We start from the raw sequence: 24,652 nt of genomic DNA, 5'->3' as shown, positions 1-24,652 counted from the left end.
CCGGGCAGCACTCCACTGTCCGGTCTGTTTTTATGCCAAAATGTGACCTCTGGCAGATTTACATCTCTTTACGCTATACTACCCGCTGAAATAATCAGCTCAACGCTACGGGCTGACGTTCTACGTGTTTTCACACAAATGGTATCAATTCCCCTTCTGAGGATCTGGCGAGAAGCCGGATAAACTATGTTAAACAGTATTTTAGTAATACTTTGTCTGATTGCCGTCAGTGCATTTTTCTCGATATCGGAGATTTCGCTGGCCGCCTCCCGTAAAATCAAACTGAAGCTGCTTGCTGATGAAGGCAACATCAACGCCTCCCGCATTCTCAAAATGCAGGAGAACCCCGGCACCTTCTTCACCGTGGTGCAGATTGGCCTGAACGCGGTCGCCATTCTCGGCGGTATCGTGGGCGATGCAGCGTTTTCGCCGGCGTTTTACAGCCTGTTTGTGCAGTACATGTCCGCCGAACTGGCCGAGCAGTTGAGCTTTATTCTCTCCTTCACGCTGGTTACCGGCATGTTCATCCTCTTCGCTGACCTGACCCCGAAACGCATCGGTATGATTGCGCCAGAAGCTGTGGCTTTGCGTATCATCAACCCGATGCGCTTCTGCCTGTTCGTGTTCCGTCCGCTGGTATGGTTCTTCAACGGCCTGGCAAACGTGATTTTCCGCATCTTCAAGCTGCCCATGGTGCGTAAAGACGACATCACCTCTGACGACATCTATGCGGTGGTGGAAGCTGGCGCGCTGGCCGGGGTGCTGCGTAAGCAGGAACACGAGCTCATTGAGAACGTATTCGAACTTGAATCCCGTACCGTGCCCTCTTCCATGACGGGCCGTGAAAGCATTATCTGGTTCGATTTGCATGAGGATGAGCAGAGCCTGAAGAACAAAGTGGCACAGCATCCGCACTCTAAGTTCCTGGTCTGTAATGAAGATATCGACCACATCATCGGTTACGTCGACTCCAAAGACCTGCTCAACCGCGTGCTGGCAAACCAGAGCCTGGCGCTCAACAGCGGCGTGCAGATCCGCAACACCCTGATCGTGCCAGACACCCTGACGCTCTCGGAAGCGCTGGAAAGTTTCAAAACCGCCGGGGAAGACTTCGCCGTCATCATGAACGAATACGCGCTGGTGGTGGGGATCATTACGCTGAACGACGTGATGACCACGCTGATGGGCGACCTGGTGGGCCAGGGGCTGGAGGAGCAGATTGTTCAGCGTGACGATAACTCGTGGCTGATTGATGGCGGTACACCGATTGAAGACGTCATGCGCGTGCTGGACATCGACGAGTTCCCGCAGTCCGGTAATTACGAAACCATCGGCGGCTTTATGATGTTTATGCTGCGCAAAATCCCGAAACGTACCGATTCGGTGAAGTTCTCCGGCTACAAGTTTGAGGTGGTGGACATTGATAACTACCGCATCGACCAGCTGCTGGTGACGCGCATCGACAACAAACCGACCGTGCTGGTGCCGCGGATGCCTGACGCAGAAGATAAGGTGTCGGCGTAAGACCCATATACATCAACGGCTCCCATTGGGAGCCGTCTTTTTAACTACTGCATAGCACGTTGGTTAAGCCATCTCAGTTTGCAGACGCATAACCTGACGGTTGACTTCGGACATCACAGACAGGTGCTGTTTGTCCTTCACTTTTGGGATAAGGATCTTGCCCTTATCAAATTCAAAAGCGCCAACATCCTTGATGTACAACCGTCCACGGAACAGGATCTTCACGTACTTCGCCACTTGAAGCGGGTTGTAGCGTTGGAAAATTTTCATTCTTGTATCTCCTGCGAATCATACGCTCTTGCGGTGCCACAATCGGCCCGACTGTCCTGAGCGCAAATTTTGATGCCCAATGACTATAGACCAGAACTACGGTGTTACCCAGTGTGCATAAGTTTATTTACCGTTTGATTACAATTATTCAGAATAATCTTTGCAAAGCGTGACTGAGAGCAGTATAAGCCGTCGTTTTTTCATGGATATGTGCGTTCACCCGCAAACTGGCATTGGGATTGCGGGAAAACCACATTGATCGCACTTATGATTAAAAGCGTAAGACCAAGTGGTCGGATCACCTGCAAACAATAAGGAAACGCCATGACCCTACGTAACATCCTTGCAGCAGCTTGTCTGCTGCTGCCCCTGTGGGCTTGCGCTCACAACATTGAAAAAGGACAACGTGTCCCGCCAGTCGGCATTGCTGACCGGGGAGAATTGATTCTCGACAATGATAAGTTTAGCTATAAAGCCTGGAATAGCGCGCAGCTCGCAGGCAAAGTGAGAGTTGTACAACATATTGCCGGTCGTACATCTGCAAAAGAGAAAAATGCCAACCTGGTGGAAGCGATCAAGGCCGCAAAATTCCCGCACGATCGCTACCAGACCACCACGATTGTGAACACCGATGACGCGATTCCCGGCTCCGGGATGTTTGTGCGTTCAAGCCTTGAGAGTAATAAGAAGCTCTATCCGTGGTCGCAGTTTATCGTCGACAGCAACGGAGTCACCCGTAAGGCCTGGCAACTGGAGGAAGAGAGTTCCGCGATTATCGTGCTGGATAAGGAAGGTCGCGTCCAGTGGGTGAAAGACGGCGCGTTGACCCAGGAAGAGGTGCAGCAGGTCGTCGCCCTGCTGCACAAGCTGTTGGCTCAATAAATCGAGACGCGGAAGCCGGGGTTGAGGAAGGATTCACGCGGGGTATAGTCCAGCGGCTTGCCCTGCCAGTCATGAACATGCGCCCCGGCGGCCGCTGCAACCGCGTGCCCTGCCGCCGTATCCCAGACGTTAGTCGGCCCAAAGCGCGGATAAAGCTGCGCCTGTCCTTCCGCCACCAGGCAGAATTTCAGCGATGAACCAATCGACGTCGTCTGGTGTTCCCCCAGCTGCTGCAGGTACTCCTGCAGTTCACTGTCGCTGTGCGAGCGGCTAATCACCACCAGCGGTGGGCGCGCATCGCGCACCTGGATCTGCTTACGAACGCCGCACTCCTCCTTCCAGGCTTTACCTTCCGCCGCGCTGTACATCACCTTCATCACCGGGGCGTAAACCACGCCGAGCACCGCCTTTCCCTTTTCAATCAGAGCGATATTAACGGTGAACTCCCCGTTGCGCTTGATGAACTCTTTGGTACCGTCCAGCGGATCGACCAGCCAGTAGCGCTGCCAGTGCTGGCGTACATCCCAGCTCTGCGGCGCTTCTTCAGACAGAACGGGGATGTCCGGCGTCAGCGCCTGTAAACCGTTCATAATGACCTTATGCGCAGCGATATCCGCCGCCGTGACCGGGGAGTCGTCCGCTTTACTGACGACCTCCATCGGTTTTGCACCGTCATACACTTGCATGATGGCATCCCCCGCATCCCGTGCGAGTTGACAAATTTTATCTAGCATTCTCCACCTCTTTGTTAACGCAGTGAGGTTAACTCATTGTTTTAGTTATATCGTAATGTGAACAATTCCGCTATCTGTGAAGCAATTCCGGTTTCAGTACGCTTTTTTCTGTCAGGATTCACATTTCTGTAAGCAACACGCTATAGATACATACTCTTTTGTGGCATGGATCGAAAAAAGGACTCCTCTGATGATTAAGTTTAGTGCAACGCTTCTGGCGACGCTGATTGCAGCGAGCGTGCAGGCGGCGACGGTAGATCTGCGTATTCTGGAAACGACCGATCTGCACAGCAACATAATGGACTTCGATTACTACAAAGATACCCCTACCGAAAAATTCGGTCTGGTCCGCACGGCAAGTTTGATCGATGCCGCGCGCGGTGAAGTGAAAAATAGCGTGCTGGTGGACAACGGCGATCTTATTCAGGGTAGTCCACTCGGGGATTACATGGCCGCGAAGGGGCTAAAGAAAGGCGAGATCCATCCCGTTTATAAGGCGATGAATACGCTGGATTATGCCGTCGGCAACCTGGGCAACCACGAATTTAACTACGGCCTGAAGTACCTGCACGATGCGCTGGCTGGCGCAAAATTCCCTTACGTTAACGCCAACATCATCGACGTTAAGACGCAGAAGCCGCTCTTTACCCCCTATCTGATTAAAGAGACCGAGGTTGTCGATCAGGACGGTAAAAAACAGACGCTTAAAATCGGCTATATCGGCTTCGTGCCGCCGCAAATCATGACCTGGGATAAAGCCAACCTCGACGGTAAAGTGACCGTTAACGATATTACCGAAACTGCGCGCAAATACGTGCCGGAAATGCGCGAAAAAGGGGCCGATCTGGTGGTGGTGGTTGCGCACTCGGGACTCTCCGCCGACCCGTATCAGGCCATGGCGGAAAACTCCGTTTATTATCTGAGTGAAGTCCCGGGCGTCGATGCGATCCTGTTCGGCCACGCCCACGCGGTCTTCCCGGGTAAGGACTTTGCCAGCATTAAGGGCGCAGACATCGAGAAAGGGACGCTCAATGGCGTGCCATCGGTGATGCCGGGCATGTGGGGCGACCACCTTGGGGTGGTGGATCTGGTACTCAATAACGACGGCGGCAGCTGGAAGGTCACTCAGTCAAAAGCAGAGGCGCGTCCGATTTACGACGCTGCGGCTAAAAAATCACTGGCCGCTGAAGATAAAAAACTGGTCGACGTGCTGAAGCACGATCACGACGCCACCCGCGAATTCGTCAGCAAGCCGATCGGCCAATCCGCCGATAATATGTATAGCTTCCTGGCGCTGGTGCAGGATGACCCAACCGTTCAGGTCGTCAACATGGCGCAGAAGGCCTATGCCGAACACTTTGTTCAGGGCGATCCGGATCTGGCAAAACTGCCGGTGCTGTCTGCCGCTGCGCCATTCAAAGTTGGCGGGCGTAAGAACGACCCGGCAAGCTATGTCGAAGTTGAGAAAGGCCAGCTGACGTTCCGTAACGCCGCCGATCTCTATCTCTATCCGAACACGCTGGTGGTGGTGAAAGCGACGGGTAAAGAAGTGAAGGAATGGCTGGAGTGCTCTGCCGGACAGTTTAACCAGATCGATCCGAAGAGCAGTAAACCGCAGTCGCTGATTAACTGGGATGGCTTCCGAACCTATAACTTTGACGTGATCGATGGCGTGAATTATCAGATTGACGTTACCCAACCCGCGAAATATGACGGCGAGTGCCAGGCCATTAACCCGCAGGCCGAGCGCATCAAAAACCTGACCTTCAACGGTAAGGCGATCGATCCGAATGCCACCTTCCTGGTGGTAACCAATAACTACCGCGCCTATGGCGGTAAGTTTGCCGGTACGGGAGATAACCACATCGCCTTTGCTTCACCGGACGAAAACCGCTCGGTACTGGCGGCGTGGATCAGTGCTGAGTCGAAGAAGGCGGGCGAAATTCACCCGGCCGTGGATAACAACTGGCGCCTGGCACCGATCCACAGCGATACGAAACTGGATATCCGCTTTGAAACGTCACCGTCCGATAAGGCCGCCGCGTTCATTAAGGATAAGGCGCAGTATCCGATGAAGAAGGTGGCGACCGATGATATTGGCTTCGCGATTTATCAGGTTGACCTAAGCAAGTCGCGGTGATTGTGTCGGGTGGCGCTTCGCTTACCCGACCTACGAGATCGGGTAGGCCGGGTAAGGCGAAGCCGCCACCCGGCATGTCACGCCGCCCGATCGTCCCGATTCGCCATCACCTTCGGCGTATTCACCTCAATCCAGTCCGCCAGCGCAGCCACTTTCTCACTGACCTCAATCCCCATCGGCGTCAGGCTATACTCTACGTGCGGCGGCACAACCGGATATGACACGCGATCGACAAACCCGTCCTGCTCCAGCGCCTGAAGCGACTGGGACAGCATCTTTTCGCTTACCCCGCCCATTTTGCGGCGCAGATCGCTGAAGCGATGCGTTCCCTGACGCAGGGCCAGCAGAATCAGCACGCCCCAGCGGCTGGTAACGTGTTTGAGCACCTCCCGGGAAGGACACTGTTCCGCAAAGAGGTTGCCATCGCGCATTTGTTCGCTGAGTGTCGGTATCGTTGTTTTCATACTTACCTTTTTGTACGTACTTACTAAAAGTTAGCTATGGTGCTAGTGTGCCATAACACCAGACAAACACGAAGGAGATTCATCATGATTGCGATTACCGGCGCTACCGGCCAGCTTGGCCAATACGTTATTGAAGAACTGCTGAAAACGGTTCCGGCAAACGAGATTGTCGCCATTGTCCGTAACCCGGCGAAAGCCGACGCCTTAAGCCAGCAGGGAATTGTAGTTCGTCAGGCGGATTACACGAACGAAGCCGCCTTCACCGCCGCGCTGAGCGGCGTGCATAAGCTGCTGCTGATCTCCTCCAGCGAAGTCGGCCAGCGTGCAACCCAACATCAGAACGTCATTAACGCCGCCAAAGCCGCTGGCGTGAAATTCATCGCCTACACCAGCCTGCTGCATGCGGATCGCTCCCCGCTGGGCCTGCACGTTGAACACGTCGAGACGGAGAAAGCGCTGGCGGCGTCCGGCATTCCTTATGCCCTGCTGCGCAATGGCTGGTATACCGAAAACTATCTGGCAAGCGCGCCACCGGCGATTGAGCATGGCGTGTTTATAGGTGCGGCAGGCGAAGGCAAAATTGCCTCTGCCACCCGTGCAGACTACGCCGCCGCCGCAGCCAAAGTGATCGCTGAAGAGGGTCATGCTGGCAAGGTATATGAACTGGCTGGCGACCACGGCTGGACGCTGAGCGAGCTGGCGGCTGAACTCAGCAAACAGAGCGGGAAGCCGGTGACCTATCAGAATCTCAGCGAAGCCGATTTTGCCGCCGCGCTGAAGGGGGTGGGTCTGCCTGCGGGGCTGGCGGATATGCTCGCGGACTCCGACGTGGGTGCATCCAAAGGCGGCCTGTTTGACGACAGCCATACCCTGAGCACACTGATCGGCCGCCCGACCACGCCGCTGGCGGAGAGCATTAAAGCCATTCTGTAATTGTTACAGATTGGTTATTTTTTGTGGCATCCCCTCGGGTCATCTCTGATAATGAAGCGATGACCACGAGGAGGCTCAACGTGCAAGGCGTACCGGAACAGTTCATTGATGAGAGAGACAGCGCGCGCTTTCGCCATCTGGCGCAGGTGCCGGGCATCGAACTCTATCACGCGCATATTTCCCGCTACGCCTTTGAGCCTCACACCCATGAAGCCTTCGGGATCGGCACGATTGAAACCGGTGCCGAACGTTTTCGCTATCGCGGTACCCAGCACCTCGCGCCGGAGAAATCCGTCGTTACCATGAACCCGGACGAGATCCACACCGGGGAATCCGCCACCGAAGGCGGCTGGCGCTACCGGATGGTTTACATCGAACCTGACCTGCTGGAAGAGGTAACCGGCCTCCGGCACTGGTGGTTCAGCGAGGTGACCCGTTTTGACCCCCAGCGCTCGCAGCAAATCGGCAGGCTCATCTATGGCCTGTGGCATACGGACGATCCGCTGGCGCAAAAAGGATTATTGCTGGATCTGATTGAGACCTTTCAGCCCCTGGCCCATCACGCGCCGGTGGTTCAGGAAGGTGCGCACCGCTTCGAACGTGTGCGTGAGTATCTGCATGACAACTATATGCACTCCCTGACGCTGGATGAGCTGGCCAACGTCGTTTCGCTCAGTCCGTATCATTTTCAGCGCCAGTTCAAAGCCCATTTCCACGTTACGCCGCACCAGATGCTGATGGCTATCCGCCTGTGGCGCGCCAAAGCGTTCCTCACCCATGGCATGCCCGCAGCTGAGGTCGCTGCGGCGACCGGGCTGACCGACCAGTCACATTTGACCCGGGCATTTACCCGCCGCTACGGCATTACGCCCGTGCGCTACCAGAAGCAGGTCACCCGGCGCTAATGCGCAATCTCATACAATACGCGCGCATTTGCCCCTCCTACACTGAGCGCAACGTGAAGCAATAGGGATGGAAAAATGATTAGTGGCGTGTTGTATGCCCTGCTGGCAGGGATGATGTGGGGGCTGATTTTTGTTGGCCCGCTGATCGTGCCCGAATACCCGGCAATACTGCAGTCGACCGGACGTTATCTGGCGCTGGGGCTGATAGCCTTACCTCTGGCATGGCTGGGACGCGCGCGCCTGCGTCAGCTTAGCCGTCAGGACTGGCGCACCGCGCTGGCGCTGACCATGATGGGCAACCTCATCTATTACGTTTGCCTGGCGAGTGCCATTCAACGCACCGGGGCCCCGGTCTCGACCATGATTATCGGCACACTGCCGGTTGTCATCCCCATCTTTGCTAACCTGCTCTATAGCCACCGCGATGGCAAACTGGCGTGGCCAAAAATGGTGCCTGCGCTGTTGTGTACCGCCGTAGGGCTAATATGCGTCAATATTGCCGAGCTGCGTCATGGGCTGGAGGACTTTGATCTGTGGCGTTACGGCTCCGGCATTCTGCTGGCGTTCGTTTCCGTGGCGTGTTGGGCATGGTATGCCCTGCGCAATGCACGCTGGCTGCGTGAGAACCCGGACAAGCATCCGATGATGTGGGCGACGGCTCAGGCCCTGGTTACGTTGCCCGTTTCACTGCTGGGATATGTTGGAGCGTGCCTCTGGTTAGGCCATCAACAGCCCGATTTCGCCCAACCCTTCGGACCCAGACCGTGGGTATTTGTTGCCCTGATGGTGGCGATTGCAGTGCTGTGTTCCTGGGTGGGCGCGCTGTGCTGGAACATTGCCAGCCAGAAACTGCCAACGGTGATCCTGGGGCCGCTGATTGTTTTCGAAACCCTGGCCGGGCTGCTTTATACCTTCCTGATGCGCCAGAGCGTACCGCCTGTATTAACGGCCTGTGGGATTGTGTTGCTGGTCGTTGGGGTGGTGATGGCGGTGAGAGCGAAGCCGGAAAAACCGAGGGTTGTGTCAGCATCAGAAGTGTGATTTTTGCCGGGTGGCGGCTACGCCTTACCCGGCCTACACGGAGCGATTTTGTAGGCCGGGTAAGCGTCAGCGCCACCCGGCACCAGGTTAAAACGTTTCCCAGTTCGCTTCAGGCACGCTCGCTGCGGGCTGCGCTTTCGGCACGTAGGTTTTCACCGGCGCGGCTTTGACCGCCTGATTACGGGTAATTTTAAACACCGCCACCGCGTCATTCAGGCGTGCAGCCTGATCTTCCAGCGCGGCCGCCGCGGCCGCAGATTCCTCGACCAGCGAGGCGTTCTGCTGGGTCACGCGATCCATTTCAGCCACCGCCTGGCCCACCTGGTCGATACCGCGGCTCTGCTCGTCAGAGGCTGAGGCGATCTCGCCCATAATGTCCGTCACGCGGGTGACCGCATTGACGATCTCCGCCATCGTCGCCCCGGCTTCGTTAACCAGCTGCGAGCCGGCGTTCACGCGCTCGCCGGAATCGTCGATCAGCGCTTTGATCTCTTTCGCCGCCTGAGCACTGCGCTGGGCGAGGGTACGTACTTCCCCTGCGACCACCGCAAAGCCACGGCCCTGTTCACCTGCACGCGCAGCCTCTACCGCCGCGTTCAACGCCAGAATGTTGGTCTGGAAAGCAATACCGTCGATTACGTTGGTAATTTGCGCAATTTTACTGGAACTGGTGGCGATTTCGTCCATCGTGCGCACGACACCTTCCACCACGTTCCCGCCCTTCTTCGCCGTTGAGGAGGCATCCAGTGCCAGACGGGAAGCCTGACGGGCGTTATCGGCGTTCTGCTTCACGGTGGCCGTCAGCTGTTCCATGCTGGCTGCCGTTTCTTCCAGGGAAGCCGCCTGCTGCTCAGTACGGGAAGAAAGGTCGTTACTCCCGGCAGAAATTTCACCGGCTCCGGTGTAGATGGTGTCGGCACCTTCACGCACCACGCCAACGGTGTTCGCCAGCGAGGTCTGCATCTCCTGCACGTTGCGCGCCAGGATCGCCATTTCGTTCTTACCGTCAGCCTGAATCGGCTGGGTTAAATCCCCTGCCGCAATGGCGCGAATATGGTTGATCACCTCTTCCAGAGGCAGCAGCAGCACGCGTCGCATGGCGATCCAGCTGGAAATAATCACCACAATGACCAGCAGCATTACCGCAGAGAGGATCCACAGAATGCGTTTGTAGTCGCTTTCATTGTCCTGGATGCCTTTATCGGTAAGCGTTGCCTGTGCTTCGCGCCACTCGCGATAAACCGCCTGCATCGCAGTCTGTTTTTGCTCAGCGTTCTGCTTGAACATGTCTTCCAGATTGCCCTGGCTCAGCAGCACGTTCATTTGCGTCAACGTGGCGGAGTATGTGCGGTACTGCTCTTCCAGCCGATCGGCCAGTTTTTCATCCAGGCCCGGCGTTTCTGGCAGCGCGTAGTATTTATCGTAATGAACCTGGGCATCTGCGAGCAGGTTTTTCGCCGTGTTAACCAGCTCGTTCAGCTGTCCGCCGTTAATCTGAGAGGCCATGCTGCTTTGCAGACGCAGCATCCCACGGTTCAGCGTCACGCGCGCCTGGTTCAGGCTGATCCACGCATCGGTAAACTCCGCCACATTCTTGCTGGAGAGCTGCGACACGGTGAAATTGTCTTTATCGTTGTTCAGCGCGTTGATAAAGATCCCCGCGGAAATCACTTGCATGATGCCGAGTACAAGCAGCACCGAAATAAGAAGAGTAATAACTTTTATACGTTTAAACATACGTTGCCTTTGTTATATGCAGGTTTGTCTGACGTGGATATATCGGCAGGCAAGGCGGGTTGTTTACTGTTTCTCCACCTTTAAAAACTTTCTAAACCACTTTCCTGAGTCCATTCAGGGCGTTAACCCGGATAATTTTTTTGTGACTTACATCTCACTTTTCCCCTTCCCTCTAAAGGGTTATAGCGTCGCCTTAAAGATGCATTTAATATGCATCTTATATTCTTGATGACGAGGTAACTGCTATGGCCTTTCGCGACCAACCCCTCGGCGAGCTGGCGCTCTCCATCCCTCGCGCTTCTGCGCTGTTCCGTAAATACGATATGGATTACTGCTGCGGCGGTAAGCAAACCCTCGCGCGAGCGGCCTCACGTAAGGAGCTGGATGTGGAGGTGATTGAAGCAGAGCTGGCGCAACTGGCCGAACAGCCTGTTGATAAAGACTGGCGTACCGCCCCGCTCGCAGAAATCATCGACCACATCATTGTGCGTTACCACGATCGCCACCGGGAGCAACTGCCGGAGCTGATCCTGCAGGCGACCAAAGTCGAGCGCGTACATGCTGACAAACCTTCCGTACCCCGCGGTCTGGCGAAATATCTGACCATGCTGCACGAAGAGCTTTCCAGCCACATGATGAAAGAAGAACAGATCCTCTTCCCGATGATTAAACAGGGAATGGGCAGCCAGGCAATGGGTCCGATTAGCGTGATGGAAAGCGAGCATGATGATGCGGGCGAACTGCTGGAAGTGATCAAACACACCACCCACAACGTCACACCGCCGCCAGAGGCGTGCACCACCTGGAAAGCGATGTACAACGGCATTAACGAGATGATCGATGACCTGATGGAACACATCAGTCTTGAGAACAACGTGTTGTTCCCGCGGGCATTAGCTGGGGAATAAAAAAAGCCGCTGCGGCCTGATGCCCTCTCCCACAGGGAGAGGGTGCAAAAACTAAAAACGGCAACTGAAGTTGCCGTTTTGCTTTTATCTTACGCCTGCCATACGTTTCTTACCGATAAACACCCAGCCCAGCCCCAGCGCGATAAACCACAGCGGCGTAACAATCAGCGCCTGACGGGTATCATCTTCCAGCGTCAGCAGCACCAGCACGAACACGAAGAACGCCATGCACACCCAGCACATCAGCTTGCCCAGCGGCATCTTGTAGATCGACTTCTCATGCAGGTGTGGACGCTGTTTGCGGTACACCAGGTACGAGCAGAGGATAATGGTCCAGACGAACATAAACAGGATTGCAGAGACCGTGGTGATCATGGTGAACGCGCCAATCACGCTTGGGTTCACGTAGAGCATGACCACGCCGCCCAGCAGGCACATGCAGGAGAAAGTCAGCCCTTTCGCCGGTACCGCACGCTTAGACAGTTTCGCAAAGGCGCTCGGCGCCACGCCCTCCTGCGCCAGACCAAACAGCATACGGCTGGTTGAGAATACACCGCTGTTCGCGGACGACGCCGCAGAGGTCAGCACGACGAAGTTAATCAGGCTTGCCGCAGCGGGCAGCCCTACCAGCACAAACAGTTCAACGAACGGGCTCTTGCTCGGCACCACGGAGCTCCACGGCGTCACGGACATAATGATGATCAGCGCGAAGACGTAGAACATGATGATACGAACCGGAATCGAGTTAATGGCGCGCGGGAGAGACTTCTCGGGATCTTTAGTTTCGGCCGCCGTGGTTCCCACCAGCTCAATGCCCACAAACGCGAACACCGCAATCTGGAAGCCGGCAAAGAAGCCGCTGATGCCTTTCGGGAACCAGCCGCCGTCATTCCACAGATGGGTAAATGACGCCTGTACGCCGGTTGGCGACTGGAAGTGCGTCAGTACCATCACCAGGCCCACAACAATCAGCCCCACGATAGCGACAATCTTGATCATCGCGAACCAGAACTCCATCTCACCGAACATTTTTACGGTGGCGAGGTTGAGGCTCAGCAGCAAAGCGATAACCGCCAGCGAGGCCACCCAGTCTGACAGTCCCGGGAACCAGAACTGTGCGTAGGCGGTAATCGCCACGACGTCCGCCATACCGGTAACAACCCAGCAGAACCAGTAGGTCCAGCCGGTGAAATAGCCTGCCCATGGACCGAGCAGGTCAGACGCGAAGTCGCTGAAGGATTTGTATTCGAGGTTCGAGAGCAGCAATTCACCCATTGCCCGCATCACGAAGAACAGCATGAAACCAATGATCATATAAACGAAGATGATCGACGGCCCGGCAAGACTGATGGTTTTGCCTGACCCCATAAACAGCCCGGTCCCGATGGCCCCACCTATGGCGATAAGCTGAATATGACGGTTTGTGAGATTGCGCCGTAGCGACTGTTCAGACGTCGCCTCTTCTGCAGCGGCGACTTTGACCTGATCTACCATGTAATTTTTCCTGTTTATGCCTGTCTGTGTTGTTAAGGCTCTTCTGGCCTTTAAATACGTCAAAAGATGACGTTCCCCTTGTAAGGGCTTATCGATATTAGGTAAGAATCGGCGGGATGAATACTATGATTTAGATATTATGTTAATAATATGTTGAAAGTGAGTGTCATATCACTCATACAGCGCGAAACAGCTCACAAAAATACACGCAAAAGTTTCGTTTGCAAGATAAAATATTGATAACGTCGTAACTATAGGTTTTATCACTATTTTCCTCTCCCCGAACGGAGAGAGGAAATAAGAAAAGTCGATTACAGGATTTCCAGCAGCTCGACTTCAAATACCAGGGTGCTGAATGGCGGGATGGATGCGCCAGCACCACGCTCGCCGTAAGCCAGGTTGTGCGGGATAGTCAGTTCCCATTTGGAGCCAACTGGCATCAGGGTCAGCGCTTCAATCCAGCCTGCGATCACGCCGTTGACCGGGAATTCTGCCGGTTCGCCACGCGCCACGGAGCTGTCAAACACGGTGCCGTCGATCAGTTTACCGGTATAATGTACGCGAACGTGGTCGGTACGTGCCGGGATTGCGCCGTCGCCCTGGTTGATCACGCGGAACTGCAGGCCAGACTCGGTGCTGTTCACGCCTTCACGCTCACGGTTCTCTTCCAGATATTTCACGCCTTCGGCCGCCATCTCTTCGAAACGCGCGCGACGCACAGCGTCAGCTCGTTCATGAATTTCACGCAGTGCGCGGTGAACAACGTCAACCGGAACAGCAGGCTGTTTACCTTCCAGCGCGTCAGCGATACCCGCCACCAGCGCTTCTGGTAACAGACCTTCCAGGCCGGATTCGCTCAGCTGCTGTCCTACCTGCAAGCCGATACCGTAACTTGCCTGCGCTTCGATAGTGTCAAAAGTCGGGGTGGTCATGGGTTTTCCTTCCATCACATTTAAAGTAGCGGGCAGCATAGCAGCCATGCCCTTATGGGTAAAACTTTGTCTGAAGTTAAGGTGACAAACCGCGACGAAACAGAAACAATAGAGACAACCAGGATTAATCCCGAACTGATGTCACGGATGTCGGGTTTGCTACGCCGTTCAGGCAGTTAGCAAACTATACTTCGATGCACAGGATAAAAAAGACGCGGAGCAGGAGGAGAGCCATGCCCGGGCGATTTGAACTGAAACCTACCCTGGCGAAAATCTGGCAGGCGCCGGACAATTTTCGCATTATGGACCCGCTGCCTCCCCTGCATCGCAGAGGGATTATCATTGGTGCGCTGATGGTGATCGTGGGCTTCCTGCTTCCTTCCGGCGGTGATGATGCCGATACCGCCCCTGTCACCCGCAATGCACAACTGGATATTCAGTCGCAAACGCGGCCGCAGCCTGATGCACAGCCGATGCAAACGCAACTGGTGACCCCTTCGAACGATCCGGGTCAGGTCGCGCCGGTTGAACCGGAGCCCGTCCAGGAAGATCAGGCTCAAACCTCCGCCCCGGTAGAGCAGCAGGCTCAGCAGCCTACGGGCATTGAGCAGCAGTGGCGCTCCTATCGCGTCGAGCCGGGTAAAACCCTGGCGCAGCTTTTCCGCGATCACAACCTGCCGCCGACTGACGTGTATGCCATGGCAAAAGTGGAAGGTGCGGGTAAGCCGCTCAGTAACCTGCAGAATGGTCAGATGGTACAGATTCGCCAGAATGCCAGCGGTGTGGTGACAGGCTTAACGATTGATACAGGAAATGGTCAGCAGGTGCTGTTTACCCGCCAGCCGGACGGCAGTTTTGTCCGGGCGCGTTAAAACCTGGTTCTTTAAAAAGCAAAACGCCGGCACAAGGCCGGCGTTTCAACGTGAGCAGAGTAAAAAATTACTCAGCTACAACGTTAACAACCAGTTTAGCGAACACTTCGCTGTGAACCTGGAAGTCAACTTCGTGCTCACCAGTGGTACGCAGAACGCCGTTCGGCATGCGAACTTCGCTCTTAGCCACTTTAACGCCTGCTGCAGTCACTGCATCAGCGATATCGCGGGTACCGATGGAACCGAACAGTTTACCTTCGTCGCCAGCTTTAGACGCGATGGTAACGGTGCCCAGTGCGTTGATTGCTTCAGCGCGAGCGTTAGCAGCCGCCAGAACGTCAGCCAGTTTGGCTTCCAGTTCAGCACGACGTGCTTCGAAAAACTCTACGTTTTTCTTAGTAGCTGGAACAGCTTTACCCTGTGGAACCAGGAAGTTACGAGCGTAACCCGCTTTAACGTTTACCTGATCACCCAGGCTGCCCAGGTTTGCTACTTTATCAAGCAGAATAACTTGCATTACCTTATCCTCTTAAAGTCGTATTAATGGACCGTGCCCGATTACTGATGACGATCAGTGTACGGCAGCAGGGACAGGTAGCGAGCGCGTTTGATAGCGCGAGCCAGCTGACGCTGATATTTTGCACGAGTACCGGTGATACGGCTTGGGACAATCTTACCGCTTTCGGTGATGTAGTTTTTCAGCGTTGCGATATCTTTATAGTCGATCTCTTGAACGCCTTCCGCGGTGAAACGGCAGAACTTGCGACGACGGAAATAACGTGCCATATGGCTAGTCTCCAGAATCTATCAAATCAATCTGCTCGGCATGCAGAACCATTTTGCTCAGGCCGTTCTTTGCCTTGTGGCAAGAGATGAACCCCTGAACGATTACTGCGCTACCGACCGTTAAACTGTGAGTAATGGCCTGGTTTTCGTGTCCGCTAATAATAACGGGCATTTGGCACCACGCCTGCCGGTGAAACCCGGCTTCCTCTTGCACAGAACGATGCTCAAGCACGAACTGGCAATGCGGAATTCCTGATGGACTGACCTTTCGAAGGGGAGCCCTGCATACGATGCCGGACAACGCCAGACGGTTGGTCATCAGAAATTACTCTTCAGAATCCCCAGCATCAGAATCATCTGCGGTTTCGTTTGCGAAATCATCGCGACGCTCACGGCGCTCGTCTTTCGCTTTAACCATCGGAGATGCTTCGGTAACTGCGTTTTTGGTACGCATAACCATGCTGCGGATAACGGCATCGTTGAAGCGGAAGGTAGTTTCCAGCTCATCGATCACTTCCTGCGGCGCTTCAACGTTCATCAGAACGTAGTGTGCTTTGTGCAGTTTGTTGATCGGGTAAGCCAGCTGACGGCGGCCCCAGTCTTCCAGACGGTGGATCGTACCTTCTGCACCAGTGATGGCAGCAGAGTAACGCTCGATCATACCCGGAACCTGTTCGCTCTGGTCAGGATGGACCATAAAAACGATTTCGTAATGACGCATCGAATTGCTCCTTACGGATTATTCAGCCTCCTGTCTGGGTCAGCCGAGGCCCGGGGAGGCAAGGAACGTGTTAAAGGTCGGCTGAAAAATTGACGCGTCATAATACTTGCGCGCCCCTGGAAACTCAAGCTGATTGCACAAATAATTCGCACAAAGCGTAAAGCGGGTCTAAGTGGGTGATTTAAAATTGAACACACCAGGAAGCGTTGTTTTTTTGAACAACTGCATCAGAAATGGTCACGCATCCCCGCCGTATGAATGATTACACTTTAATCAGAGAACACCTGAATTAAAGAAGGAGTATTCCCTCTCTCACAGCACGCAGTCGTGGAGCGCATATCATGAAAAAAATCGCATTAGCCATTATGGCTGCGCTTTTGCTCAGTGCAAACGCGATGGCAGCCATCAAAATAGACGGCCGGCAGGCCAGGAACATGGATGATGTGCAAAGCTTAGGCGTAATCTATATCAATCATAATTTCGCCACTGAAAGCGAAGCAGATCAGGCACTAAATGAAGAGACCGATGCCCAAGGCGCAACCTATTACCACGTGATGTTAATCCGTGAGCCCGGCAGCAACGGCAATATGCACGCCAGTGCAGACATTTACCGATAACGCTTTAACGCTAGCACCAGGAAAGCCAACAACGAGAACATAGCCATAGTTTACGTTGCCCCCTGCCCGGGGGCTTTTTTTTTAAATGGCTCTGAAATACCACCGGTTACAACTGTTTTTCGGTATTCCAGAGCACTTATTTACTTCTGCCCGTAATAGGCATTCGGGCCGTGCTTGCGCATGAAATGCTTGTTCATCAGGTAATCATCAATCCCCTGAAGCTGTGGATTTATGTCGCGGGCAATCCACGCCATTTTGGCCACCTCTTCCATCACCACAGCATTATGCACAGCGTCGTGAGCATCTTTACCCCAGGAGAACGGACCGTGTTGGTACACCACAATTCCCGGCGTATGCAGCGGTTCTGACTCACCCAGCGTTTCGATAATCACCTTGCCGGTGTTGAGCTCGTACTCGCCTTCCACCTCGGCCTGCGTTAACGCGCGCGTGCAGGGAATATCCCCGAAGAAGTAATCCGCGTGCGTCGTGCCCAGCGCCGGGATGGCAAGCCCAGCCTGTGCCCAGGCGGTGGCATGGGTTGAGTGGGTATGCACTACCCCGCCGAGGGAGGGATAACGTCGATAAAGCGCCAGATGGGTAGCGGTATCCGAAGAAGGACGCCACTGTCCCTCTACGACGTTTCCTTCAAGGTCCACGACAACCATATCGTCGACCTTCATGGTCTCATACGCCACTCCGCTGGGTTTAATGACGATGAGGCCGCGCTCTCGGTCAATCGCGCTGACGTTACCCCAGGTGAACGTTACCAGGCCATAGCGCGGCAAATCCATATTGGCTTCATAGACCTGCTGTTTAAGCTTAAGCATGTTCCACCTCCAGCAAACCTGCTCGCGCCATACGCTCGCGCACCCAGTCCCGCGCGTTTGCCACTTCCGCTGCCGGGTCGTCAGACGTCTCGCTCCACATCTCAATCAGGTAAGGCCCGCAATACCCTGTCTGCTTGAGCGTCTCGAAGCATCGTTCGAACTCCACCACCCCGGTGCCGAACGGTACGTTTTTAAACACGCCTGGACGGGTATCTTTGACGTGCACCGCCACGATATGCCCGATGCCCGCCTGCAGCTCCATCTGCACGTCGTTATCCCATGCCGACAGGTTGCCGATATCCGGATAGAGCTGGAACCACGGGTTATTCAGATAGTGCGCGTAGCCCAGTGCCTTGCTGATGGAGTTCATTAACGGGTAGTCCATGATCTCCATCGCCAGCGTCACCTGCGCGCGGCTTGCCATTTCAACGCTCTCTTTCAGACCGTCACGGAAACGACGGCGCGTTTCATCGTTGGCTTCCTGATAGTAAACGTCATAACCCGCCAGCTGGATCACACGGATACCGACATCCTGAGCAAAGCGAATGGCTTTGCGCATGATCTCCAGCCCCTGCGCCCGCACGGCATCATCTTCGCTGCCGAGGGGAAAACGACGGTGAGCGCTCAGGCACATGGACGGCACGCGCACGCCCGTTTCGGCAATGGCGCTCACCAGCGCCAGACGCTGCTCGCGGCTCCAGTCGAGGCGAGAGAGGCGTTCATCCGTCTCATCCACTGACATTTCGACAAAATCGAAACCCAGCTGCTTCGCCAGCTGTAACCGCGCCAGCCAGCACTCCCCCGTAGGGAGTGCCTTTTCATAGATGCCAAGCGGAACCTGTTTTGACAACATACCCGCTCCTTAGCCCCAAAGCTGAGCGATTGAGCGTTTGAACTGACGCGCTGCTTCCACCGGAGACGCCGCGTCACGGATGCTACGACCCGCGATAAAGACGTGAATCGGGATACCCTTGAACAGCGGCAGATCTTCCAGCGCCAGGCCACCGGTCACGGTCACTTTGAAGCCCATTTCGGCCAGACGTTTAATCGCGCTGATGTCCGCGTCGCCCCACGCCACGCCAGCGGCCTGCGCATCACGGCTGCGGTGGTACACCACCTGCTGGATCCCCGCATCGCGCCACGCCTGTGCCTGCTCCCAGGTCCAGAAACCGGTCAGTTCAATCTGCACGTCGCCGTTAAACTCTTTTGCCACATCCAGCGCGCCTTTGGCAGTGTTGATATCCGCGCAGCAGATCACGGTGACCCAGTCGGCGTTGGCTTCAAAACACATGCGGGAGAGGATTTTGCCCGCGTCAGCGATTTTGGCATCAGCCAGTACGATTTTGTGCGGGTAGAGCGCCTTCAGGTCACGAACGGCGCGAACGCCTTCGCCCACGCACAGAATGGTACCCACTTCAATGATGTCTACCTCTTCGGCAATCAGGCGGGTGGTTTCATAAGCATCGGACAGCGTCTGGTTATCCAGCGCAACCTGCAACATTGGTAATGACATGTTCAATTCCTCTTAAACGGCCGCCGCAGTGGCGTTATCAATTAAATCCAGCACTTCCTGCGCGGTACGGCAGGCGCGTAAACGGTCAAAATTGGCTTCATCATCAAACAGATTGACGATCTGCATGATGCCCACCTCCTGGTGGGTATTGGCATCGACAGCCGCCATGGTGATCAGGATATCGACCGGGTCGTTATCTTCATGGTTGAAGACCAGCGGCGTTTTCAGCGTGACCAGCGCAAAGCCGGTTTTCTTCACGCCCTCTTCCGGGCGGCCGTGCGGCATAGCCAGCCCCGGGGCAATCACAAAATAGGGGCCGTGCTGCGCCACGCCATCCAGAATGGCCTGGTAATAACGCGGCTCGACAACATCCGCCTTAACCAGCAGATCCACGCTCAGCTTCACCGCTTCCTGCCAGGTGCTGGCGTCAGCCTGCAAAAGGATGGAGTCATTCTCTGCCAGCGAATCTCGTAGTTTCATGTCGGGTCCTTACTTCACGTCTTGTGGGAAGTGTTCTTTGATCACTTCCAGCAGTTTTGGTCCGAAATCCGCAGGCGACAGCATGTTGCGCACGCCCACCACATATTTGTTGCCCGACACGCTAATCTCGCCGGCAATGTGAGTTGACGCGATGATGATGTCTGCGCCGTTCAGCTCACTTTTGTATTCACCCACTGCGCAGCTGTTTACCGTGTGGTCGATGTTTGACTGGGTTAAAAACTGGTCCACTTTCATCTTCATGATCATGGAGCTGCCTTGCCCATTGCCACACACAGCCAGGATACGTACGGTCATAATCGAAACTCCTTAGTGAGCAGAAACTTCTGCTGTTTGTTTTTCTGCATCTTCTTCTGCTCGCAGCGAACGGCCAGCGAAGAACATATAAGCCAGTGCAATCAGGATGATGACGGCCATAAAGACCAGCCCGACGGACGCAAAGCCCTGCATCATCGGCGGCGCCAGGATTGACCAGTCCGCCATGCCCATCCAGGCGCTCATACCGGTGAGCTTGACCGCCCACACGCAACCGAAGATTTCCACCATCCCCATCACCAGGCAGATCTTGAGCGCTGCACGCCAGCCGCCGAAGTGGTTAGCAAAGACGCCGATGGTGGCGTTGGAGAAGAACATCGGGATAAAGCCAGGAATAATCAGGATTGAGGAGCCGCAGGCCACCAGGATACCCACCGCAATCAGCTGGCCGATGGTGCCCCACATAAAGCCCCAGACGACGGCGTTTGGCGCGAAGCTATAGATGGCCGCACAGTCAATTGCCAGAACGGCTCCCGGGATCAGGCGCTGAGAGATGCCGTTGAAGGCTTCAGAGAGCTCGGCGACGAACATACGCACGCCCTGGGTGATAATGAAAATGGCCACCGCGAAGGAGAAACCGGTCTGCAGGATATAAATCGTCCAGTGCGTTTTGCCCGCCATCGCCTGCACAACGTCAATGCCAAAGGAGAGCAGAATGGCGCCGAAGAACAGGGTCATCACAATCGCCGTCGAGACGATGTTGTCGTGGAAGATATTCAGCCAACCGGGCATCTTGAGGTCTTCAACGCTCTCCTCTTTTTTCCCTAGCCACGGCGCAACTTTATAAGCAACCCAGGCCGCAAACTGCTGCTGATGGCCGATGGAGAAGCCACAGCCGTCGGTTACTTCCTGGGTCGGCTTGTACATCATGTTGGAGGTGATGCCCCAATAGAGCGAGACCAGCACCGCGGTGCAGATAATCGTGGTCCACATTGGGTAACCGAAGATATAGAGAGAAACCGCGATCAGACCCGCCTGCTGGAACATGATGTGACCGGTAAGCATGATGGTGCGAATACCGGTAATGCGACGCAGCAACACGTAGATAATGTTCAGCGCCAGCGCGAGCAGAACCGCGTAACCCACCCAGCTGTAGGCGTCACCCATGCGGTCAATCGTGGCCATCATAGAGGCATAAGTATCGGAAATTGCACCGTTTATACCGTAGACCTCCGCCATTTTGGCGACGACTGGCTTAAACGTGCTGGTCAGGATGCCTGACCCCGCCTGCAACAGCATAAAACCGATAATGGTCTTAATCGTGCCTTTGATGATCACGCTGACGCTTTTACGCAGCAGGATGTAACCCAGGCACGTCACGATACCCAGCAGCAGCGGGGCGTTGGTCATTACCTGATTGAAGAAAACGGTAAAGACGTTGTAGAGGATCTCCATAACTCTCTCCAGAAATGAGAACACGAGGGGCAATCCCTGTGTGGTTGGTGTCATCACTCTAGTAATCACAAATAATCATCACAAGATTGAATTTGATTATTTGTGACGTATCACGCAAATTATTTCCATGGTGTTAGTAATGGTTTTCACTACCGCACAAACAAAATGAATTATTCTTTATAATTCATGTAATTAATCATTAACAGCGGATAGTCTAACAAGGATAAAGCGAAGTATCTGTGATATCGCACAGTTAAAATTACGCACTTTTGTCATTGCAAAGCACGTCAAATGGTGCCAGAGTTAATCACAACAAATCGCCATATGATTACTTTTGATTAAAACCAGGAGTCAAAACGATGAGTAAAGTGAACACCATCACCCGTGAATCATGGATTCTGAGCACCTTCCCGGAGTGGGGTAGCTGGCTGAACGAAGAGATCGAACAGGAACAGGTTGCTCCTGGTACTTTTGCCATGTGGTGGCTGGGCTGCACCGGTATCTGGCTGAAATCCGAGGGTGGCGCCAATATTTGCGTCGATTTCTGGTGCGGCACAGGCAAACAGAGCCACGGCAATCCGTTGATGAAAAAAGGCCACCAGATGCAGCGCATGGCCGGCGTGGAAAAACTGCAACCGAACCTGCGTACCACGCCGTTTGTGCTCGACCCTTTTGCCATTCGCCAAATCGATGCCGTGCTCTCCACCCACGATCACAACGATCATATTGACGTGAACGTGGCGGCGGCAGTAATGCAAAACTGCGCGGACGACGTGCCGTTTATCGGGCCGCAGACCTGCGTGGATCTCTGGATTGGCTGGGGCGTGCCAAAAGAGCGCTGCATCGTGATGAAGCCAGGCGACGTGGTGAAAATCAAAGACATTGAAATTCACGCCCTGGATGCCTTTGACCGTACCGCACTGATTACGCTGCCGGCTGACCAGAAAGCCGCAGGCGTTCTGCCGGACGGCATGGACGAGCGCGCCGTCAACTACCTGTTCAAAACCCCTGGCGGTTCCCTGTACCACAGCGGCGACTCACACTACTCCAACTACTACGCGAAGCACGGTAATGACCATCAGATTGACGTGGCGCTGGGCTCCTACGGCGAGAATCCACGTGGAATTACCGACAAGATGACCAGCGCCGATATGCTGCGTATGGCGGAAGCGCTGAACACCAAGGTCGTGATTCCGTTCCACCACGACATCTGGTCAAACTTCCAGGCCGATCCGCAGGAAATTCGCGTGCTGTGGGAGATGAAAAAAGACCGCCTGAAGTACGGCTTCAAGCCATTTATCTGGCAGGTAGGCGGCAAGTTCACCTGGCCGCTGGATAAAGACAATCTTGAGTACCACTACCCACGCGGTTTCGATGATTGCTTTACTATTGAGCCTGACCTGCCGTTTAAGTCCTTCCTCTGATTATCCGGCCACATCGCCAGACCCTGAGTCTGGCGATTTCATATTTATTTTAGTAATTTCACGCTATTTCAAATATCATCTTTTCAAATCAATTCTTATCGGAATAGCTCATGACGGAAGCGCAACGGCATCAAATTTTACTGGAACTCCTGGCGCAAACAGGGTTTATCACCGTCGAGAAAGTGATCGAACGTTTAGGCATCTCCCCCGCTACCGCGCGGCGGGACATTAACAAGCTGGATGAGAGCGGCAAACTGAAAAAAGTCCGCAACGGTGCAGAAGCCATCAGCCAGCAGCGTCCACGCTGGTCGCCAATGAATATCCATCAGGCGCAGAATCACGATGAAAAGGTGCGGATCGCCAGAGCCGCCTCACAGCTGGTGAACCCGGGTGAGAGCGTCGTCATCAACTGCGGGTCTACGGCATTTTTGCTGGGCCGCGAGATGTGCGGCAAGCCGGTGCAGATCATCACCAACTACCTACCGCTCGCCAACTATCTTATCGACCAGGAGCATGACAGCGTGGTGATCATGGGCGGCCAGTACAATAAGAGCCAGTCCATCACCCTTAGCCCCCAGGACAGTGAAAACAGTCTTTACGCCGGGCACTGGATGTTTACCAGCGGCAAAGGCCTGACTGCAGACGGTTTATATAAAACCGATATGCTGACTGCGATGGCCGAACAAAACATGCTGAACGTTGTGGGCAAACTCGTCGTGCTGGTCGACAGCAGTAAAGTCGGTGAACGCGCAGGCATGCTATTTAGCCGCGCAGAGCAGATCGACATGGTGATCACCGGCAAAGGGGCTAACCCCGAGATCCTCCAGAAACTGGAAGATCAGGGCGTTAAAATCCTGCGGGTTTAAAGGTGCTGGCGGAAAAACGCCACCGTGGCCTCCAGCGCCGCTGGCGTAATGCGGTGGCGGACGCCCGATTCCCACAAACAGGTCAGATTGCCGTCCAGTCCTTCACGCTTTAGCGCCTGCTGCAGGCGAAAGGTGCCGTCAGGCGGTACCACGTCATCTGCGTCACCGTGCCACAGCAGAAGCGGACGATCGGCCACGCGCGGCAGTGCGCGAGTCACTTCCCAGTCAGCCAGCCTCGCCGTCATTTCCGTCAAATCTTGCGGGGGAAAAAGCGTCTTCGCCAGTGACGTAAAGTAGCCGGAGCCCATCAGACAGGCGACGGATCTCACTTCAGGATGATGCGTCATAATCCCCAGCGCCGTCATGCCGCCCATCGAGGCCCCGGCAACCGCCAGCCGGTTATCGGCCACCAGCCCTGCGTCATAAAGCGCATCGCGCATCCCGGAAAACTCGGTCAGACTGCCGTGCAGAATGGGCCAGAACTGACCAAGCCGCGCCTGTTCATCCCCCGTAAAGCGCGCACCGTGATCGGGGGCATCCGGCATGACGACACGAAAACCGGCCTGCGCCAGCGCCACCGCAAAATAACTGTAAACCAGCTTTGACGAGGTAAATCCATGATAAAAAACCACAACTGGCAGCGGTTTATCACGTTTCCCCGTCGGCATGGCGTGTAAAATTTCATGGTCGCCGAGACGGCGTATTTCAATTTCAATCATTGTCGACCCTGTACGAATGAATGATTCATAATGTTGAGAACTGGGTTACGGTTTCAGGCTATTTTCATTCGAAAATTACGCCCCAGATAACACTTCGGGAACATTCCCCCAAAACGAAATTCGCAGACAACTACA

General features: G+C 54.8%; 28 protein-coding genes. 11 read left to right on the top strand and 17 right to left on the bottom strand.

The features are described 5' to 3' along the window. Positions 1–186 precede the first annotated feature (186 nt). A complete protein-coding gene (locus ACMGGM_RS15560) occupies positions 187–1,524 on the top strand; it encodes a hemolysin family protein (protein WP_014882257.1) in 1,338 nt (445 codons plus the stop codon). A gap of 63 nt (positions 1,525–1,587) precedes the next feature. Here ACMGGM_RS15560 and ACMGGM_RS15555 read toward each other — a convergent pair whose 3' ends face one another. Continuing rightward, on the bottom strand, positions 1,588–1,794 hold the full coding sequence (locus ACMGGM_RS15555) for a DUF1107 domain-containing protein (RefSeq protein ID WP_003856054.1): 207 nt from the start codon (positions 1,792–1,794) through the stop codon (positions 1,588–1,590). Between the two features lie 324 nt (positions 1,795–2,118). Here ACMGGM_RS15555 and ACMGGM_RS15550 point away from each other — a divergent pair, with 324 nt between their 5' ends. Then, positions 2,119–2,676, top strand: a complete 558-nt coding sequence (locus ACMGGM_RS15550; protein WP_014882256.1) for a YtfJ family protein — start codon at positions 2,119–2,121, stop codon at positions 2,674–2,676. Here ACMGGM_RS15550 and cysQ read toward each other — a convergent pair. Continuing rightward, positions 2,670–3,410 carry a 3'(2'),5'-bisphosphate nucleotidase CysQ gene (gene cysQ / locus ACMGGM_RS15545; RefSeq protein WP_023338944.1) on the bottom strand — a complete coding sequence of 247 codons (741 nt, stop codon included), beginning with the start codon at positions 3,408–3,410 and terminating at the stop codon, positions 2,670–2,672. The two genes, ACMGGM_RS15550 and cysQ, sit on opposite strands and share 7 nt — an antisense overlap. Positions 3,411–3,600: 190 nt before the next feature. On the opposite strand from cysQ, the gene ACMGGM_RS15540 reads away from it, so the two are divergent. Beyond that, entirely contained in the window at positions 3,601–5,550 is a 1,950-nt protein-coding gene (locus ACMGGM_RS15540; protein WP_023338943.1) for a bifunctional 2',3'-cyclic-nucleotide 2'-phosphodiesterase/3'-nucleotidase, read from the top strand. Between the two features lie 77 nt (positions 5,551–5,627). Here ACMGGM_RS15540 and ACMGGM_RS15535 read toward each other — a convergent pair whose 3' ends face one another. Continuing rightward, complete coding sequence (locus tag ACMGGM_RS15535; protein WP_023331869.1) at positions 5,628–6,014, bottom strand: winged helix-turn-helix transcriptional regulator; 387 nt, start codon at positions 6,012–6,014, stop codon at positions 5,628–5,630. Positions 6,015–6,098: 84 nt separating this feature from the next. Here ACMGGM_RS15535 and ACMGGM_RS15530 point away from each other — a divergent pair, with 84 nt between their 5' ends. The 3 genes from ACMGGM_RS15530 (at position 6,099) to ACMGGM_RS15520 (ending at position 8,893) form a co-directional block, all read left to right on the top strand. Continuing rightward, complete coding sequence (locus tag ACMGGM_RS15530) at positions 6,099–6,947, top strand: SDR family oxidoreductase (RefSeq protein ID WP_023331868.1); 849 nt, start codon at positions 6,099–6,101, stop codon at positions 6,945–6,947. Between the two features lie 80 nt (positions 6,948–7,027). Further along, positions 7,028–7,852 (top strand): AraC family transcriptional regulator, encoded by an 825-nt coding sequence (locus ACMGGM_RS15525; RefSeq protein ID WP_023331867.1) that lies wholly within the window; start codon positions 7,028–7,030, stop codon positions 7,850–7,852. 75 nt (positions 7,853–7,927) lie between these two features. Beyond that, positions 7,928–8,893 carry a DMT family transporter gene (locus ACMGGM_RS15520; protein WP_014882250.1) on the top strand — a complete coding sequence of 322 codons (966 nt, stop codon included), beginning with the start codon at positions 7,928–7,930 and terminating at the stop codon, positions 8,891–8,893. Positions 8,894–8,980: 87 nt separating this feature from the next. Here the strand turns inward: ACMGGM_RS15520 and ACMGGM_RS15515 are convergent, their stop codons facing one another. Next, positions 8,981–10,630, bottom strand: a complete 1,650-nt coding sequence (locus ACMGGM_RS15515; protein ID WP_023331866.1) for a methyl-accepting chemotaxis protein — start codon at positions 10,628–10,630, stop codon at positions 8,981–8,983. Positions 10,631–10,875: 245 nt separating this feature from the next. Here ACMGGM_RS15515 and ytfE point away from each other — a divergent pair, with 245 nt between their 5' ends. Continuing rightward, positions 10,876–11,538 (top strand): iron-sulfur cluster repair protein YtfE, encoded by a 663-nt coding sequence (gene ytfE / locus ACMGGM_RS15510; RefSeq protein ID WP_045134413.1) that lies wholly within the window; start codon positions 10,876–10,878, stop codon positions 11,536–11,538. Between the two features lie 84 nt (positions 11,539–11,622). Here the strand turns inward: ytfE and cycA are convergent, their stop codons facing one another. Beyond that, positions 11,623–13,032, bottom strand: a complete 1,410-nt coding sequence (cycA, locus tag ACMGGM_RS15505) for a D-serine/D-alanine/glycine transporter (protein ID WP_014882247.1) — start codon at positions 13,030–13,032, stop codon at positions 11,623–11,625. Positions 13,033–13,343: 311 nt separating this feature from the next. Then, a complete protein-coding gene (gene fklB, locus ACMGGM_RS15500; protein ID WP_008502892.1) occupies positions 13,344–13,964 on the bottom strand; it encodes an FKBP-type peptidyl-prolyl cis-trans isomerase in 621 nt (206 codons plus the stop codon). Between the two features lie 233 nt (positions 13,965–14,197). Between fklB and ACMGGM_RS15495 the strand changes: the two genes are divergently transcribed. Next, complete coding sequence (locus tag ACMGGM_RS15495) at positions 14,198–14,836, top strand: OapA family protein (RefSeq protein WP_045134414.1); 639 nt, start codon at positions 14,198–14,200, stop codon at positions 14,834–14,836. A 67-nt stretch (positions 14,837–14,903) separates the two neighbouring features. On the opposite strand, the gene rplI is transcribed toward ACMGGM_RS15495, so the two are convergent. From rplI to rpsF, 4 genes are read right to left on the bottom strand one after another with little or no spacing between them, the layout of a single operon-like run. Further along, positions 14,904–15,353, bottom strand: coding sequence for a 50S ribosomal protein L9 (gene rplI, locus ACMGGM_RS15490; RefSeq protein WP_006810372.1), 450 nt, complete (start codon positions 15,351–15,353; stop codon positions 14,904–14,906). A 41-nt stretch (positions 15,354–15,394) separates the two neighbouring features. Continuing rightward, a complete protein-coding gene (gene rpsR, locus ACMGGM_RS15485; protein WP_000135199.1) occupies positions 15,395–15,622 on the bottom strand; it encodes a 30S ribosomal protein S18 in 228 nt (75 codons plus the stop codon). Positions 15,623–15,626: 4 nt separating this feature from the next. Continuing rightward, entirely contained in the window at positions 15,627–15,941 is a 315-nt protein-coding gene (priB, locus tag ACMGGM_RS15480; RefSeq protein WP_008502895.1) for a primosomal replication protein N, read from the bottom strand. Positions 15,942–15,947: 6 nt separating this feature from the next. After that, positions 15,948–16,343: a 30S ribosomal protein S6 gene (gene rpsF, locus ACMGGM_RS15475; RefSeq protein WP_014068637.1), complete on the bottom strand. Its 396-nt coding sequence runs from the start codon at positions 16,341–16,343 to the stop codon at positions 15,948–15,950. A 341-nt stretch (positions 16,344–16,684) separates the two neighbouring features. On the opposite strand from rpsF, the gene yjfY reads away from it, so the two are divergent. Continuing rightward, on the top strand, positions 16,685–16,960 hold the full coding sequence (yjfY, locus tag ACMGGM_RS15470) for a DUF1471 family protein YjfY (RefSeq protein WP_014882245.1): 276 nt from the start codon (positions 16,685–16,687) through the stop codon (positions 16,958–16,960). 140 nt (positions 16,961–17,100) lie between these two features. On the opposite strand, the gene ACMGGM_RS15465 is transcribed toward yjfY, so the two are convergent. Genes ACMGGM_RS15465 through ulaA form a run of 6 tightly spaced genes read right to left on the bottom strand, consistent with a single transcriptional unit; the run spans position 17,101 to position 21,508 of the window. Next, complete coding sequence (locus ACMGGM_RS15465) at positions 17,101–17,787, bottom strand: L-ribulose-5-phosphate 4-epimerase (protein WP_045134415.1); 687 nt, start codon at positions 17,785–17,787, stop codon at positions 17,101–17,103. Further along, positions 17,780–18,640 carry an L-ribulose-5-phosphate 3-epimerase gene (locus ACMGGM_RS15460; RefSeq protein WP_045134416.1) on the bottom strand — a complete coding sequence of 287 codons (861 nt, stop codon included), beginning with the start codon at positions 18,638–18,640 and terminating at the stop codon, positions 17,780–17,782. The genes ACMGGM_RS15465 and ACMGGM_RS15460 overlap by 8 nt, the downstream gene beginning before the upstream one ends. A gap of 9 nt (positions 18,641–18,649) precedes the next feature. After that, positions 18,650–19,300, bottom strand: coding sequence for a 3-keto-L-gulonate-6-phosphate decarboxylase UlaD (gene ulaD, locus ACMGGM_RS15455; protein ID WP_032637676.1), 651 nt, complete (start codon positions 19,298–19,300; stop codon positions 18,650–18,652). 12 nt (positions 19,301–19,312) lie between these two features. After that, positions 19,313–19,780, bottom strand: a complete 468-nt coding sequence (gene ulaC, locus ACMGGM_RS15450) for a PTS ascorbate transporter subunit IIA (protein WP_014882241.1) — start codon at positions 19,778–19,780, stop codon at positions 19,313–19,315. 9 nt (positions 19,781–19,789) lie between these two features. Then, a complete protein-coding gene (gene ulaB / locus ACMGGM_RS15445; RefSeq protein WP_003856022.1) occupies positions 19,790–20,095 on the bottom strand; it encodes a PTS ascorbate transporter subunit IIB in 306 nt (101 codons plus the stop codon). A gap of 12 nt (positions 20,096–20,107) precedes the next feature. Then, positions 20,108–21,508, bottom strand: a complete 1,401-nt coding sequence (gene ulaA, locus ACMGGM_RS15440; RefSeq protein ID WP_045134417.1) for a PTS ascorbate transporter subunit IIC — start codon at positions 21,506–21,508, stop codon at positions 20,108–20,110. 359 nt (positions 21,509–21,867) lie between these two features. Here ulaA and ulaG point away from each other — a divergent pair, with 359 nt between their 5' ends. Beyond that, complete coding sequence (gene ulaG, locus ACMGGM_RS15435) at positions 21,868–22,932, top strand: L-ascorbate 6-phosphate lactonase (RefSeq protein ID WP_045134418.1); 1,065 nt, start codon at positions 21,868–21,870, stop codon at positions 22,930–22,932. Positions 22,933–23,042: 110 nt separating this feature from the next. Continuing rightward, positions 23,043–23,798 (top strand): HTH-type transcriptional regulator UlaR, encoded by a 756-nt coding sequence (gene ulaR, locus ACMGGM_RS15430; protein WP_014882239.1) that lies wholly within the window; start codon positions 23,043–23,045, stop codon positions 23,796–23,798. Here ulaR and yjfP read toward each other — a convergent pair. Then, the gene (gene yjfP, locus ACMGGM_RS15425; RefSeq protein ID WP_014882238.1) at positions 23,795–24,517 is read right to left on the bottom strand and encodes an esterase; all 723 of its coding nucleotides are present in this window, start codon (positions 24,515–24,517) and stop codon (positions 23,795–23,797) included. The two genes, ulaR and yjfP, sit on opposite strands and share 4 nt — an antisense overlap. Between the last annotated feature and the right edge of the window lie 135 nt (positions 24,518–24,652).

Origin of the sequence: Enterobacter sp. BNK-14 (assembly GCF_047456095.1) — a bacterium.
Classification (GTDB): domain Bacteria; phylum Pseudomonadota; class Gammaproteobacteria; order Enterobacterales; family Enterobacteriaceae; genus Enterobacter; species Enterobacter kobei.
This window is presented reverse-complemented; position numbering and strand designations above follow the sequence as displayed.

What these genes read in the sequence shown, in the direction of transcription:
- ACMGGM_RS15560 (WP_014882257.1), top strand. Translation starts at nt 187, where the DNA reads ATGTTAAACAGTATTTTAGTAATACTTTGTCTGATTGCCGTCAGTGCA.
- ACMGGM_RS15555 (WP_003856054.1), bottom strand. Translation starts at nt 1,794, where the DNA reads ATGAAAATTTTCCAACGCTACAACCCGCTTCAAGTGGCGAAGTACGTG.
- ACMGGM_RS15550 (WP_014882256.1), top strand. Translation starts at nt 2,119, where the DNA reads ATGACCCTACGTAACATCCTTGCAGCAGCTTGTCTGCTGCTGCCCCTG.
- cysQ (WP_023338944.1), bottom strand. Translation starts at nt 3,410, where the DNA reads ATGCTAGATAAAATTTGTCAACTCGCACGGGATGCGGGGGATGCCATC.
- ACMGGM_RS15540 (WP_023338943.1), top strand. Translation starts at nt 3,601, where the DNA reads ATGATTAAGTTTAGTGCAACGCTTCTGGCGACGCTGATTGCAGCGAGC.
- ACMGGM_RS15535 (WP_023331869.1), bottom strand. Translation starts at nt 6,014, where the DNA reads ATGAAAACAACGATACCGACACTCAGCGAACAAATGCGCGATGGCAAC.
- ACMGGM_RS15530 (WP_023331868.1), top strand. Translation starts at nt 6,099, where the DNA reads ATGATTGCGATTACCGGCGCTACCGGCCAGCTTGGCCAATACGTTATT.
- ACMGGM_RS15520 (WP_014882250.1), top strand. Translation starts at nt 7,928, where the DNA reads ATGATTAGTGGCGTGTTGTATGCCCTGCTGGCAGGGATGATGTGGGGG.
- ACMGGM_RS15515 (WP_023331866.1), bottom strand. Translation starts at nt 10,630, where the DNA reads ATGTTTAAACGTATAAAAGTTATTACTCTTCTTATTTCGGTGCTGCTT.
- ytfE (WP_045134413.1), top strand. Translation starts at nt 10,876, where the DNA reads ATGGCCTTTCGCGACCAACCCCTCGGCGAGCTGGCGCTCTCCATCCCT.
- cycA (WP_014882247.1), bottom strand. Translation starts at nt 13,032, where the DNA reads ATGGTAGATCAGGTCAAAGTCGCCGCTGCAGAAGAGGCGACGTCTGAA.
- fklB (WP_008502892.1), bottom strand. Translation starts at nt 13,964, where the DNA reads ATGACCACCCCGACTTTTGACACTATCGAAGCGCAGGCAAGTTACGGT.
- ACMGGM_RS15495 (WP_045134414.1), top strand. Translation starts at nt 14,198, where the DNA reads ATGCCCGGGCGATTTGAACTGAAACCTACCCTGGCGAAAATCTGGCAG.
- rplI (WP_006810372.1), bottom strand. Translation starts at nt 15,353, where the DNA reads ATGCAAGTTATTCTGCTTGATAAAGTAGCAAACCTGGGCAGCCTGGGT.
- rpsR (WP_000135199.1), bottom strand. Translation starts at nt 15,622, where the DNA reads ATGGCACGTTATTTCCGTCGTCGCAAGTTCTGCCGTTTCACCGCGGAA.
- priB (WP_008502895.1), bottom strand. Translation starts at nt 15,941, where the DNA reads ATGACCAACCGTCTGGCGTTGTCCGGCATCGTATGCAGGGCTCCCCTT.
- rpsF (WP_014068637.1), bottom strand. Translation starts at nt 16,343, where the DNA reads ATGCGTCATTACGAAATCGTTTTTATGGTCCATCCTGACCAGAGCGAA.
- yjfY (WP_014882245.1), top strand. Translation starts at nt 16,685, where the DNA reads ATGAAAAAAATCGCATTAGCCATTATGGCTGCGCTTTTGCTCAGTGCA.
- ACMGGM_RS15465 (WP_045134415.1), bottom strand. Translation starts at nt 17,787, where the DNA reads ATGCTTAAGCTTAAACAGCAGGTCTATGAAGCCAATATGGATTTGCCG.
- ACMGGM_RS15460 (WP_045134416.1), bottom strand. Translation starts at nt 18,640, where the DNA reads ATGTTGTCAAAACAGGTTCCGCTTGGCATCTATGAAAAGGCACTCCCT.
- ulaD (WP_032637676.1), bottom strand. Translation starts at nt 19,300, where the DNA reads ATGTCATTACCAATGTTGCAGGTTGCGCTGGATAACCAGACGCTGTCC.
- ulaC (WP_014882241.1), bottom strand. Translation starts at nt 19,780, where the DNA reads ATGAAACTACGAGATTCGCTGGCAGAGAATGACTCCATCCTTTTGCAG.
- ulaB (WP_003856022.1), bottom strand. Translation starts at nt 20,095, where the DNA reads ATGACCGTACGTATCCTGGCTGTGTGTGGCAATGGGCAAGGCAGCTCC.
- ulaA (WP_045134417.1), bottom strand. Translation starts at nt 21,508, where the DNA reads ATGGAGATCCTCTACAACGTCTTTACCGTTTTCTTCAATCAGGTAATG.
- ulaG (WP_045134418.1), top strand. Translation starts at nt 21,868, where the DNA reads ATGAGTAAAGTGAACACCATCACCCGTGAATCATGGATTCTGAGCACC.
- ulaR (WP_014882239.1), top strand. Translation starts at nt 23,043, where the DNA reads ATGACGGAAGCGCAACGGCATCAAATTTTACTGGAACTCCTGGCGCAA.
- yjfP (WP_014882238.1), bottom strand. Translation starts at nt 24,517, where the DNA reads ATGATTGAAATTGAAATACGCCGTCTCGGCGACCATGAAATTTTACAC.